The organism is Devosia sp. RR2S18 (assembly GCF_030177755.1).
GTDB lineage: Bacteria > Pseudomonadota > Alphaproteobacteria > Rhizobiales > Devosiaceae > Devosia > Devosia rhizosphaerae.
Genome location: NZ_CP126539.1, coordinates 710,870 through 723,411, shown reverse-complemented (window position 1 = coordinate 723,411; position 12,542 = coordinate 710,870). Strand labels below are relative to the sequence as shown.

Below are 12,542 nucleotides of genomic sequence, written 5' to 3'. Positions count from 1 at the left end.
AACTTTCGGATGATGCGAGGGCTTGGAAGCCAAGTCCCGCTCGATAGTCATAGTTGAGCAAGACCACGGCATGGCAGTGCCGACCCAGTCGGACAGAAGTGAGGAAAACGGCTTGTCAGAACAATCGCTGCGGATCGCCATCGTAGAGGACTCGGTGCTCCTCCGCGAGGGACTGGTGAGGCTGATCGAGGAAGCTTCCTTCGTCGTTGCAGGGGCCTTTGCGGACGGCGACGAGTTCATGCGGGCGCTGCCAAATCTTGAGATCGATCTCGCCATCATGGACGTGAGGATGCCACCGGGCTTCGCCGATGAGGGTCTGAAGTTGGCCATTGCCTTACGGCGAGAATACTCCAGGTTTCCGGTGCTCATTCTCAGTCAGTTTGTTGAAAGGGTGTACGCGCAGGAGTTACTTGCCGATGGGCAAGGCTTCGTCGGGTATCTCCTCAAGGATCGCCTGGTGGACATCGATACGTTCTACGATTCCATCCAGCGTATCGTTTCCGGGGGGACGGTGCTCGATCCGGAGGTGATCAGCGGCTTGCTTAAAGGTGGTCAGAATCCTCTCCAATCCTTGACTCCTCGCGAACGAGACGTTCTGGGGGCAATGGCCGAGGGGCTTACCAATGCCGCCATCGCTCTTCGCTTCGACATCGGAGCGGGGACCGTGGAGAAGCACATATCGACCATCTTCTCCAAGCTTGGTCTGCTCGACGACCAGCAGGAACATCGTCGTGTGCTGGCCGTGCTGGCCTGGTTGCGCGGAAGTTGACGAGAGCTTCAGCAGCCGGTTCGAGGCAGGCTGGAGAGCAATGACCGCTTGGCAGCGCGTGCACAAAGGGAACGAAGGGCTCCAGTGGGCGGCGAAGAAGTCGCCGAACTCAAGGCCGGACCGCTTTCCGCGCTCTCCACAGCGGTAGGGGGCCGTTACCCTTGACGATAACTCCAGATTTTTTATAACCGGATGGTTGGAAATAAAAGGCGATGTTATGGGCCGCAAGCGGGCAATCGATCAGCAAGGCATTCTCGACGCCGCCGAACGAGTTGTCGCGCGCGATGGTGCGGCAAATCTATCGATCGACCGGGTCGCGAAAGAGGCAGGAATTAGCAAGGCCAGCGTCCTCTATGACTTCAAGACCAAGCAAGCCGTGCTTGAGGCTGTCGTGGAAAGGGCCTTCGCTCGGGACAATGCCATGCATGGGCAGCTGGAAGGGAGTCTTGATACACACGAGAACCGAGCGATCACGGGCAGGATACTGGGCGCCCGAACCCCCATTTCGGAGCCCTTCCGCAATGCCGCCCTCAACTTGAGCGCCGCACTGGTCCTGGACAAGGCGCTGCGCGCCAAGATGCAGGCCAATCAAGCCCGGGTCATCGAAGACGTTCAGCGGACGGCCCAATCTCCAAGAGGGGCGCAGCTGGCCTACCTTGCCCTCGAAGGCCTGAAATTACTTGAGAATCTGGACTTTCATCGGTTCAGCAACGAAGAGCGCGCGCGGATCCTGCGCGAACTTCAATGGCTCGCGGCTGTAGAGCCACAAGAGCGTCCGCTGCCAGGGACCGACTGACAACAACACCAACAGGATAACATCATGACAAACGATAAGAAGGCGGGCGCATCGCCGGCCACCAGCGCGCTTGCGCCCAATTTCCCGGAACGCATCTTCATCACCGGAGCGAGTGGCTATGTTGGACGCAATCTCGTCCGACACTTCGTGGCCGCAGGAGCTAATGTCATTGGTCTGTCGAGAGGTGAGTCAGGCGCCGATCTCATACGCGAGCTTGGCGCAACGCCGGTCGTCGGCGACATCGTTTCAACAGATCTCGCCGGATCCATGAAAGGCTGCGATGCTCTGGTGCACGCCGCCGCGAACACCGATCACGGCCGGTCCACGGAAGCGCAGCAAAGGACCAACCGGGAGGGCACGCGCCGTGTCTTCCAGATGGCTCGAAAGGCCGGCATTGGCCGGGCTGTGCATATCAGCAGCGAATCCGTGCTCGCCGATGGGCACCCTATCGTCAACGCCAGTGAGTCACGGCCTTTCCCTCGCCGCCCAGCCGGTGGCTATTCACGGAGCAAAGCCGCTGCGGAAAAGACTGCTCTGTCGTTCAACTCACTGGAGCTCCGCATAATGGTCGTGCGCCCACGCTTCGTCTGGGGACGGGACGACACCACCGCGCTGCCGATGTTGGTGCAGGCTGCACGATCGGGGCAAATGGCGTGGATCGATGGGGGAACTTACCTGACGTCGACCACGCACATTGCAAATTTATGCCTGGGAATAGATTTGACCCTGAGCCGGGGCACAGGCGGAGAGGTGTATTTCATCACCGACGGTGCGCCGGTGGAATTCCGGAGCTTCATCTCACAAATCCTGGAGACGCAAGGGGTAGAGGTCCCAGAAAAGTCGGTGCCACGCGCGCTCCTAAAGGCAATCGCGAGGATCGGCGATGCTGTGGGCAAGATCTCCGGCGGCAGGATCGCCGCACCGTTGACTATGCAGTCCTATGCGACTTCGGCTGTGGAGGTCACGCTGGACATCGGTAAAGCCAGGACGGAACTGGGCTACGTTCCCGTGTTTTCAAGAGAGGCGGGCTTGGCTGAACTACGAGAACAGACTGTCCGCGGACGTCGATCGGAGTGAAGGGCTGATGCCAATGGTGCACGCCATATGGCCCAAGCACATTCTTCTGCCGGCTGGCAGAACTCTGGTCCCCTCGACAACTGCCCCAACCTCTCGTGCAACCCTGTCCACTGTCACTCGACCCGGAACCGACTGAGAGCAAGTACGGGCATAGAACGCGCTGCGGAGCCGTCCAGTGCGGCAGTGAGGACCAAAGCGCAGCCGAGTATGGGACACAATCCGCATCTGCGGACCTAATGACTACATTCTGAAACCCGTATCTGAAGGCAAGGGCTCCGCGCGACCAATGGTGCCTAGTTTTGCCCGAAAATGGCGCGCCGGTCAGAATAGAACTGCGAACACATACACCATTGAATTCGCACGCTGAGTTCGAGAAGCCCTACAACACCCCTAGACTTCGTTGAATCACCTTGCGCAGTTTCCGGCCGGACGGCGCTTAGTTCTTCAGGGCCGCAGACCAATGGGAGTTCAGCGTATGGGGCGAGGTTCACCCTGACTCAGCCGCCGCTGACCCATTGAGGTCGGCCGGGGGCTCGCGACGGTAACTCCGTTCGGCAATGGACCTCAGGGTTGCCACCGCGGAACGGGACGGCAAGCCGTCCCTTTGGCGGAGATATGGACGGATCGGAGATCCGTCTTCCCTGATCCCCTTCGGGGCCATTCATCGAAAGAAGAAGAAGATCCGAGCCAGGGGTTAACGCCAGAGATGACCGCCTACCCTTCCCCACCCCAGCAGCCCCGCAGCTGGGGCAAGCGCCGCAGGCGCCAGTGGACAGATCTGGGGTCAGTCCAGCTCAGGGTCCCCTGCTCAAAATGTGCGCCGCAGGCGCAAGCGGATGCATCAGAGTTCCCTGGCCCGGCCATCGCCGGGCCAGACACCAGAAGCCGTATCTTGAGGAAGGGAGGAGGTGGGCGGACCTCTGGTGAAGATCGTATTTGAGTTGGTCTAGCGGCAACTTGGGGGCCGTTTCCGGTCCGACCGCCCCTAGGTGACGTTTAGCGGATTGCTGCCGTTCGCAGGACCGTATGCCTTGGCAGCTCCCGACCCCACCTCTGCCGTTTACTGCCCAAAAGCCGTATCCCAATAGCAGCCGCTCGGCGAAGCCCCTCATTCGGGCAGCCTAGGAATACGGCGTTAAGCCACGAGCGGCTCCTGCCGGTTAGCGGGGTCAGGACTAGACGAGGGCTCACCGGTCACCAGCGCGCTTTTGCGGTCGACCTTCCACGCCATTGTAAGGTCTACGTGATAGGTACCAGTATGCTCCTGCGCTACGGGGTGATACTCCCGTCAGGCTGATTGAAGTTAGATCGGAAGAATAGCGCATGGCACTCGTCAAGACGACCACTCTCGCAAAGCGCAAGGTTGCTGAACCTGCTGCTGCGGTTGATCCAAAGGCTTCCCGAACGCCAGCGAAGCCACGAATGCCGGTGTCCCGGGACCAAGCCGCTGAGCGGGTGGCGGCGGCTACAATGCAGTTGGCGAGCGGAATAGCAGAATCGGCAGCTGCCTCCGAAGAACTGCGGCGTACGCTTGAGCAGATCGCCAGCGGAGCCGAGGAAGCAGCGGGGGCTGCTCACGAGTCACTCGCAACCGTCGCAGAACTGTCCCGCCAGTTTTCAGCTGCTCGAAGCGATGCGGAAGCCTCCAGGCGCCAGACTGAAATCCTCCAGGCAGCCGTTGTAGAGGCCACCACAACCATTGAAGCGTCGCTGCTGGCCATCGAGAACAATGCTGCGCGCCAGCTTACGGCTGTAGATCTGATTAACAAGCTGCAGACCCAGGCCGGCAGCATCGGCGAGACGACGGTTGTCGTCGCTGATATTTCCGACCAGACAAACCTTCTGGCGCTCAACGCGGCGATCGAAGCCGCGCGGGCAGGCGACAAGGGCGCCGGTTTTGCCGTGGTAGCCGACGAAGTTCGGGCGCTCGCGGAAAGCGCTGAGCGGAGTGCGCGTGCCGTCAAGCAGTTGGCCCAGTCCGTTGCTGACGGGGTGGCCGAGGTCGCCACGCTTATCTCCGCGGCCGCGCACTCGGCTCGGGCACAGACCGAAGTGGGCCAAGAGGTCTCGGGCGAACTAGGTGCTATTCGTGGCGACTTGCTCGCCCTGCTGGATGGCAGCAGCATCATTCTGACAGCCGCTGTGGAAGCCGATCTTGCTGCCCGTGAGGCACAAAAGGGGGCTGAAAATGTCGCCGCCGCCGCCGAAGAGCAGGCCGCTGCCGCTGGCGAAGCGCAACGGTCCGTGCAGCAACAGAGTGCGGCACTGGATCAAAGCCAGCAGGCCGCGCAGATCCTGTCGCAATTGGCTGAAGACCTGGGCGAGAGCGGCGACAGCAAAAACGGACCGGCGGCAATGGGTGCTGCCGCCGAGGAATTGTCGGCTACAGTGCAAGAGCTGTCCAGCGCGGCGGCCGAAATCCTGATCGCGGTGGATCAGATCAGCCGGGGTGCAGAGGAGCAGGCTGCTGCTACCCAGGAATCTAATGCAGCCATGGCAGAAATCGAAACCAGCGCCGGCCTCAGCACTGAAAATGCTCGCGAGGCGGTGCGACAGATCGAAGGTATCTCGGAGCGGCTGACCCGCAGCAGAAGCCGCGTGGTCGGCATTGGTGCCGAACTCCAGGCCGGGATTGCCAACATAAGTGCCGCTGTCGAAACTCTCGGTTCGCTAGATGAAGTGTCGCGCCGGATCGAGCGAGCTGTGGATCGGATCATCCTGGTTGGCGTGCAAACCAGCATGCTGGCCGTCAGCGGTTCGGTTGAGGCAGCGCGCGCCGGTGCCCAGGGCCGCGGCTTCGCCATCGTCTCGAGCGATATCCGCAAATTAGCCGACAACGCTTCGGACACCATCGAAAGCGCCAAAGAAAATGTACGCTCGATCCAGAGCACTATTGGTGCCGCCCGCCGGGACCTCGAGGTGACGGTTCAGACCTCTGAGGCCGAACTCGCGCGTAACCGGCTTATTGTCGATCGTCTGGATCAAGTGCAACGCGATTGCGCAGCGATCAACTCGGGCAATTCTGCAATTTTATCGGGTGCGGACGAAGTGCTTAGAGCCGTGCGTGAAATCCTCGCAGGCACCGAGCAGATCGCCGCGGTGGCTCAGGAGGCGAGCGCGGCTGCTGGTCAGGCCGCCACCGCAGCGCGCGAACAGTCCAGTGCAGCAGAGGACCTGGCGGCGGCTATCGAAGAGATCGCGCTGCTGTCCGAAGAACTCCAAGCGGCGAGTTGAGGGTGAGTACAGAGGTAGCCAGCTCCACTGCCCAGCGCCACCTAACTGTGTCGGTGGCTGGTCAGAGCTATGCACTTGGCGGGGAAAGCGTCGTCGAGGTGCTGCGACGCCCCAAGGTTACGCGAGTGCCAAATGGACCCCAAGCCCTGTTGGGCGTCAGCAATGTCCGCGGCGCTGTATTGCCGGTTATTTCTCTTGCCAGGCTCATGGATCAGGATCCCGGTAGTGAAGAACGGCTCGTTGTGGTCGACAATGGTGGTCCGGTTGGTGTGCTGGTCGACGCCGTGCTGCGGCTGGATATTGGTAAGGAAACTGTGGGCACCCAGCACATCGATCTCTTGCCGCTACTCGAAGCAGGGTTCAGGCAACAGACGCCCCAAACGTCCAAAAAGTTTGCAGCCGTTGGAACGGTTCTTGACTCGGGGGTGCCGGAGATGGCCCACCGCGTCCTCTTGGCATTTCTAGTCGCTGGGCAGAGCTTTGCTCTGCCGCTCGACTCGGTCGTCGAAGTCCTGCGCGTTCCTGCAGAAGTTTCCCGCGTTTCAGGTGCTGATGATGCGGTGCTCGGCGTGGCCGAGGTGCGCGACCACACGCTACCCATCCTATCGCTTGGCGCACTATTGGCCTTTGGTATGTACCACCGCGAACTTAGCGAGAGCCGCGTCCTGTTGGTTGACCAAGCGGGCGCGCAGATCGGGCTCGTCGTTGATAGTGTTGAAGCAATTCTGCGGCTGCCCGAAGCAGCAGTCGATGAAGTTCCGCCCATTCTCCAGCGCAGTGCAGGGAAGGCTGAACTCGATGCAATAGGTCGACAGGGCGCGGGTAAGCCTTTGTTGTCGATCCTTTCTGTCCCTCGGCTCTTCGCCAACAAAGCCGTTGAAGCGACACTCTCTGGCACCGAGGAGAAAGCTGCAATCATGGCTGATAAGGGCGAGATTCTAGTACAGGAGCAGTTCGTAGTGTTCGAGCTTGGGCCTGAGCGCTACGGTCTTCCGATTGCCGCGGTTCAGGAGGTCCTCCGCCTACCAGAGACCATCACCCGCTTACCCAATGGACCGCGTTTTATCAGCGGTATAGTCAATCTTCGCGGCCGGCCGGTGCCGGTCATCGACCAGCGGCAGCGGTTTGACGCCCCGGCCTCGGCAGAGACCGTGCAGCCACGTGTAATCGTCGTTACGGTTGGAGATCTGCAGGCCGGGCTTGTCGTGGATGCGGTTTCCGAGATCGTCTCTGTGCCGAGTTCCGAAGTTGTCGCTGCACCCCCCCTGTCTGCGGAAGGTTCGACCGTGTTCAATCGAGTGGTCCACTTCGGAAAGGACGGGGAGCTTATATTGCTCATCGATCCTGCGGAACTGCTGAGCCGCGCAGAGCAGGACCTGCTTGCTGACATGGCCGTCAGGCAGACCTCCGCAGGCGCCGCGTGATCCGACTTCTCATTGCAGAAGACTCTGCGCTCATGCGCAAGCTGCTCAGCGGCATCTTCAAGGGGGCAGGTGATTTCGACATCGCGGTAGCACGCGATGGGTTGGAGACGCTCGAACAAATAATCAGCTTCCGCCCCGACGTGGTGACACTGGACATCAACATGCCAAAGCTTGACGGTCTAGCTTGCCTCGACCGCATCATGCTGGAGCATCCAGTTCCGGTCGTGATGGTCTCGGCGCTGACCGAGGATGGCGCGGAAGAAACCTTGACCGCGCTCCAGATGGGCGCCGTGGACTTCATCGCAAAGCCCGAAGGAGCCGTGTCGCTCCATATGGACAGGCTGGCTGGTGATCTGCTCGCCAAGGTCCGGGCCGCGGCGGCAGTCCAGTTACCGCGAGCGCGACGTCTGGCAGAGCGGATGCGCTTACGCAATGCTAGTGCCGTGTCAGTTCCCGCTGCCCTCAGGGCCGGCCCGCCGCACCCGGGTGCTTCCGGACTGGTTGTGATCGGCACGTCAACGGGCGGCCCGCCCGCTCTGGATATCCTACTCTCCAATCTACCCGAAACCTTGCGTTGGCCGATCGTGATTGCCCAGCATATGCCGGCCGCTTTCACTGGACCGCTGGCACGCCGGCTCGACAAGTTGTCCCCCCTTTCCATTAGCGAAGTCAGCGGACTAACGCCCTTGGTGGCAGGCGGCGTTTATATCGCCCGTGGTGGAACGGACATGATTATCGGGACGCGCGCTGGGCACCTGGTGGCGAATGCTGCTCCCATACAGGAGGATTACCTCTGGCACCCAAGTGTTGATCGCCTAGTCCGCAGTGCCTGCCAGTATGTCCCAGCAGCGCAGCTTCTTGGCGTTTTGCTAACCGGTATGGGGTCCGATGGTGCCGCCGCCATGGCGGAGCTTCGCGCAGCGGGCGGATACACCATCGGCGAAACGCGGGACACTGCTGTGGTCTGGGGCATGCCTGGGGAGTTGTCCAAGCGGGGCGGAGCTTCGGAAATGCTGCCGATTGACGAAATTCCGCGCCGCCTTGCGGAGTTGCTGGCATGAGCACGAGTAGAGCCGATCTGCTTAACAGAGCCAAGGCGTTGCCGGCGCTGTCAGTTGCTGACCTCGCGACCCTCACTGATTTTCTTCATGCCCGCACCGGTATGCGCTTCGGGGAAGCCAAGCGGTACTACATCGACCGTCGTGTGGCCGACCGGATGGCTCAAAGGCATCTCACCAGTTTTGCCGATTATCAGGCTCTACTAAGAACCGAGCCAAGCGAAGTCGAGCAATTGATCAACAGCTTCACCGTCAACGAGACTTATTTCTATAGGGAGGAGCATCAACTTAGCTGCCTAAGCCAGTCCATTCTGCCCGAGATCATCCAGTCCAAGGAGCCAGGCGAAAAGATCCGGATCTGGTCTGTGCCATGCTCAAGCGGCGAAGAGCCCTATTCGATCGCGATCTGGCTGTTGGAAAATTGGGCGCTAGTCGACGCTTTTAACGTTGAGATCGTGGGCTCCGACATTGACACAGAAATCGTCGCGGAAGCGCTAGAGGCGGACTACGGCTCGCGTGCCGTGATGCGACTTCCACCAGAACTCATTCAGCGCTATTTCCTGCCCTCCGAGGACGGCCGCGTGAGGCTGATAGCAGATTTGCGGGAATCCGTAATATTCACCCCCTGCAACATCACCGATGCTGCATCAGTGGCGCGGCAGGGCCGCTTCGACGTCATTTTCTGCCGCAACCTACTGATCTATTTTGATGCTATCGCGCGCGTTCGCTGCGTGGAAAACCTGTTCACGAGCCTCCTGCCCGGCGGGTACGTGTGCCTGGGACACTCTGAGTCCATGTCACGCATCTCCGAGCGCTTCATCACCCGGCGTTTCCCTCAGGCCATCGTCTACCAGCGGCCGGAGGTGACGTGATGGACGAGCTGCTGCATCAGTTCATCCTGGAAGCACGGGAGCTCGTTCAGGCGGCGATTGATAATCTCTTGGCGCTCGAGGTAGAGCCGGACAATTCGGGCAGGCTCGACAGCGTCTTTCGCGCCGTACATACCCTCAAGGGTTCAACTGGGCTATTCGATTTAACGCCTTTGCACACGGTGCTGCATGCTGCCGAGGACAGTCTTGGCCGCGTCCGTTCCGGCGCTGCGAATCTCGACACAAGTCAAATCGACGCCATCAGCGCGGGCCTCGAGTGGTTTGATCGGTGCGTCGATGATCTTGATGCTCATGGCGCCGTTGACCCTCAACGTCTCCAGCAAGCCAGTGCGCTGGAGCAGGCGCTAGTTGGGGGCGCAGGGCACGCGGATGAGCCGGAGGCGAGCGACGCCGCGGAGTGGGCGTTGTCGCTGGCAGCCCAGGTCGGCGGTAGCGCAACCGTGGCGCTCCGCTATCGCCCGCACCCAGAGTGCTTTTTCAGCGGAGACGACCCCCTCGAACTCATCGCATCCATCCCGCAGCTCACTCACCTTGCGGTGAAACACCGTGATCCATGGTCGACCATAGATATGTTCGATCCATTCCGCTCCAATCTACATTTCGAAGCATTGAGCGCTGCGCCCATCGGCGATGTGGAAGCGATTTTTCGGCTGGTGCCGGATCAGGTCGAGATCTTGTCCCTGCGCCGTGCGTCAGAACAGCCAGTGGAGCTCGCACCGACAGAGGCTCGGGCCGACACCGCGCGCAGTCTCAGGGTCGATCCAGCCCGCATCGATACCTTGCTCGATCTTGTCGGTGAACTCATAACCACCAAGAACAGCATGTCGGCACTGGGAGAAACAGCGATCGCACTGCCAGGTGGTGCCGAACTGGCCCGCAGCATAGCCGCAGCGCTGAAGGACCTCGATCGCGTCAGTGGAGCGCTTTACGGAGGTGTGCTGCAGACGCGTATGGTACCCTTGGCTCAGGCGTTCAATAGGCTGCCCCGCATGGTGCGCGACCTCTCTCGGCGCCTGGGGAAGCCCACTCACCTGCAGATCGACGGCGACACGATCGAAGCAGACAAGACTATCGTCGACGAGTTGTTCGAGCCGTTGCTTCATCTAGTTCGCAACGCGATGGACCACGGCATTGAACCGGCAGCGGAGCGCTTGACTGCAAACAAATCTGCGGCGGCAAGGATAGAACTACGGGTGGTCCGCGAAGGCGATACCATATCGGTCAGCTTGTCCGATGATGGGCGCGGCATCGATCCCGCCATCATCCGTTCCACCGCCATGCGGAAGGGTTTGATAAGCACGGAACGTGCTGAATCGCTTTCCGATCGCAATACCTTCGACCTTTTGTTTACACCGGGATTCTCCACCGCTGCAAAGGTCAGCGATCTCTCTGGTCGCGGCGTCGGACTGGATGCAGTAAGGACCGACATTGCGCGGCTTGGTGGCACAGTCGGCCTTGACAGCCGCTTGGGACAGGGAACGATAGCGACGCTGCGGCTGCCGATCAGCTTCGCCATGACACAACTACTTGTTGTTTCTGTCTGCGGCGAACGCTACGGCGTGCCTATGCAGGATGTCGTTGAAACTGTGCGCATCAGACCAGAGGCAATTACTTCGATCCGGGCCAATCGCGCTTTCGTGCTGCGGGACCACACTGTTCCCTTGCTGGCGCTCTCTGATCTACTTGGATTGGCCAAGGCCCCACCCGCCGAGGAGATGATCGTTCTGGTCCTGGAACTCGTCGACCAACGCGTAGGCATCATCATCGATGAAATCAACGAGCGGATTGAAACCATTTCGCGCCCCCCTGGTGGTCTCTTAAAGGGTATGCTTGGGATGGCGGGTACGACGGTGCTCGGCAGTGGCGAGGTGCTGCTGGTGCTGGATGTGGCGGAGCTGGTAGGATGAGCGTAACCTTGAGGCCAGATGCTATCATTCTTTCCGGAGACTGTGGCGCAGAAGAAGCAGAGACGCTGCTTGCCTTGATCCAGACCAACCCTGACCTACCAGTAGATATCGCAGGGGCTGGGTGGATACACACGGCACTGTGGCAGGTCATCTTGGCCCTTGCGCCTCAGATAACAGGCAGGACTTCACATGAGTTTATCCAGCGATGGTTATTGCCGCTGGTTAAAAGTGGTACACCTGACACGACGGCGGCTTAGCTTGTCGATGATCAGTCGTGCACCTACAGTTTAAATTTAGTGGTCCTCGGATCCACATTATGACGGAGTTTCTTGGATGGTCACGGTCCTGCTCGTGGATGACAGCAAGCTGGCGCGTATCGTGGCTGGCAAGACGATCGCCGCCCTCCAGCCGGAATGGCAACGGGTAGAAGCCAGCAATGCCGAGGAAGCGCTGCAAGCTGTAAAGGACCAGCCTGTGGATCTGGCAGTGCTCGATTTCAATATGCCGGGCAAGGATGGCCTGGAGCTCGCGGCCGAATTGCGGGAATCCTATCCACAGATGCCAATCGCGATCATCACGGCCAATGTGCAGAACGAGATCGTTGCTCGCGCTCGTGAGTTGAACGCGACCTTTGTCGGCAAGCCCGTGACGGAGGACGCCATAAAGGGGTTTCTCAGGGGTGCGGCTCTGCGGTTGCGTCAGGTTGGCGCATGACCTCTATAGGCGTGACGCTTGACGATCTTGAGCGCGATGCTCTGACTGAGCTCGTCAATATCGGCGTGAGCCGTGCTGCTGCTAGCCTGCGCAAAATGGTAGGCAAGCAGGTGTTACTCTCGGTCCCTTCTGTCGAGGTCGTTACCCAGAATGCCGCTGCAGCCTTGATCGGCCAGCGCGAAAGCGACGATCTGGTTGCCATCCGACAAGAGTTCGGTGGTGCGTTCTCTGGCAAGGCTCTTTTGATCTTCCCTGAGGACAACAGCCTCGAACTGGTCAGGGCCATCGTTGGAGACGAGTTGGACTCCACCGAAGTCGCCTCCCTCAAGGACGAAGCGCTTGCCGAAACGGGAAACGTGATCCTGAATGGCTGCCTTGGCACGATTGCCAACATGCTCAACCAGTCGCTGCAGATGTCCTTGCCGAGGGTTCTGTACGGTGATGGCAAGGTATTGTTCGATGTGGATACAGGCGCCGAAACTGACGGTCTCGTGCTATTTCTGTATATAAACTTCTCCGTCCGCGACCGGAACATCCGAGGCTATATTGCCATGATCATGGATCTCCCCTCGCTCGGCGTACTCAAGGAGCTGCTCGGCGATTTCATCAGCCGCGTGACCGCTGACAGCAACTGGGCAGTCGGTGGGTGAAAACTACGACAATGATGAAAGCC

General features: G+C 60.0%; 10 protein-coding genes. All 10 read left to right on the top strand.

Annotated elements, in window-relative coordinates:
• Window positions 1-112 precede the first annotated feature (112 nt).
• The 10 genes from QOV41_RS03525 to QOV41_RS03480 all read left to right on the top strand — a co-directional run bounded on the left by QOV41_RS03525 (window position 113) and on the right by QOV41_RS03480 (window position 12,519).
• Window positions 113-769, top strand: a complete 657-nt coding sequence (locus QOV41_RS03525) for a response regulator transcription factor (protein ID WP_284579562.1) — start codon at window positions 113-115, stop codon at window positions 767-769.
• A 217-nt stretch (window positions 770-986) separates the two neighbouring features.
• A complete protein-coding gene (locus QOV41_RS03520; protein ID WP_284579561.1) occupies window positions 987-1,565 on the top strand; it encodes a TetR/AcrR family transcriptional regulator in 579 nt (192 codons plus the stop codon).
• 24 nt (window positions 1,566-1,589) lie between these two features.
• A complete protein-coding gene (locus QOV41_RS03515) occupies window positions 1,590-2,642 on the top strand; it encodes an NAD-dependent epimerase/dehydratase family protein (protein WP_284579560.1) in 1,053 nt (350 codons plus the stop codon).
• 1,323 nt (window positions 2,643-3,965) lie between these two features.
• The gene (locus tag QOV41_RS03510) at window positions 3,966-5,876 is read left to right on the top strand and encodes a methyl-accepting chemotaxis protein (protein ID WP_284579559.1); all 1,911 of its coding nucleotides are present in this window, start codon (window positions 3,966-3,968) and stop codon (window positions 5,874-5,876) included.
• Between the two features lie 2 nt (window positions 5,877-5,878).
• The gene (locus QOV41_RS03505; RefSeq protein WP_284579557.1) at window positions 5,879-7,300 is read left to right on the top strand and encodes a chemotaxis protein CheW; all 1,422 of its coding nucleotides are present in this window, start codon (window positions 5,879-5,881) and stop codon (window positions 7,298-7,300) included.
• Window positions 7,297-8,361 carry a chemotaxis-specific protein-glutamate methyltransferase CheB gene (gene cheB, locus QOV41_RS03500; RefSeq protein ID WP_284579556.1) on the top strand — a complete coding sequence of 355 codons (1,065 nt, stop codon included), beginning with the start codon at window positions 7,297-7,299 and terminating at the stop codon, window positions 8,359-8,361. The genes QOV41_RS03505 and cheB overlap by 4 nt, the downstream gene beginning before the upstream one ends.
• Complete coding sequence (locus tag QOV41_RS03495) at window positions 8,358-9,230, top strand: CheR family methyltransferase (RefSeq protein ID WP_284579554.1); 873 nt, start codon at window positions 8,358-8,360, stop codon at window positions 9,228-9,230. Before cheB ends, QOV41_RS03495 begins: the two co-directional genes overlap by 4 nt.
• Window positions 9,230-11,155 (top strand): chemotaxis protein CheA, encoded by a 1,926-nt coding sequence (locus QOV41_RS03490; RefSeq protein ID WP_284579552.1) that lies wholly within the window; start codon window positions 9,230-9,232, stop codon window positions 11,153-11,155. Before QOV41_RS03495 ends, QOV41_RS03490 begins: the two co-directional genes overlap by 1 nt.
• Before the next feature lie 333 nt (window positions 11,156-11,488).
• Window positions 11,489-11,869, top strand: a complete 381-nt coding sequence (locus QOV41_RS03485; RefSeq protein ID WP_284579551.1) for a response regulator transcription factor — start codon at window positions 11,489-11,491, stop codon at window positions 11,867-11,869.
• On the top strand, window positions 11,866-12,519 hold the full coding sequence (locus QOV41_RS03480; RefSeq protein ID WP_284579549.1) for a chemotaxis protein CheX: 654 nt from the start codon (window positions 11,866-11,868) through the stop codon (window positions 12,517-12,519). The genes QOV41_RS03485 and QOV41_RS03480 overlap by 4 nt, the downstream gene beginning before the upstream one ends.
• Window positions 12,520-12,542: the final 23 nt, after the last annotated feature.

Bases quoted from the DNA above. Each gene is read 5' to 3' on its own strand.
- QOV41_RS03495 (WP_284579554.1), top strand. From the start codon at position 8,358: ATGAGCACGAGTAGAGCCGATCTGCTTAACAGAGCCAAGGCGTTGCCG.
- QOV41_RS03490 (WP_284579552.1), top strand. From the start codon at position 9,230: ATGGACGAGCTGCTGCATCAGTTCATCCTGGAAGCACGGGAGCTCGTT.
- QOV41_RS03520 (WP_284579561.1), top strand. From the start codon at position 987: ATGGGCCGCAAGCGGGCAATCGATCAGCAAGGCATTCTCGACGCCGCC.
- QOV41_RS03485 (WP_284579551.1), top strand. From the start codon at position 11,489: ATGGTCACGGTCCTGCTCGTGGATGACAGCAAGCTGGCGCGTATCGTG.
- QOV41_RS03510 (WP_284579559.1), top strand. From the start codon at position 3,966: ATGGCACTCGTCAAGACGACCACTCTCGCAAAGCGCAAGGTTGCTGAA.
- QOV41_RS03480 (WP_284579549.1), top strand. From the start codon at position 11,866: ATGACCTCTATAGGCGTGACGCTTGACGATCTTGAGCGCGATGCTCTG.
- QOV41_RS03515 (WP_284579560.1), top strand. From the start codon at position 1,590: ATGACAAACGATAAGAAGGCGGGCGCATCGCCGGCCACCAGCGCGCTT.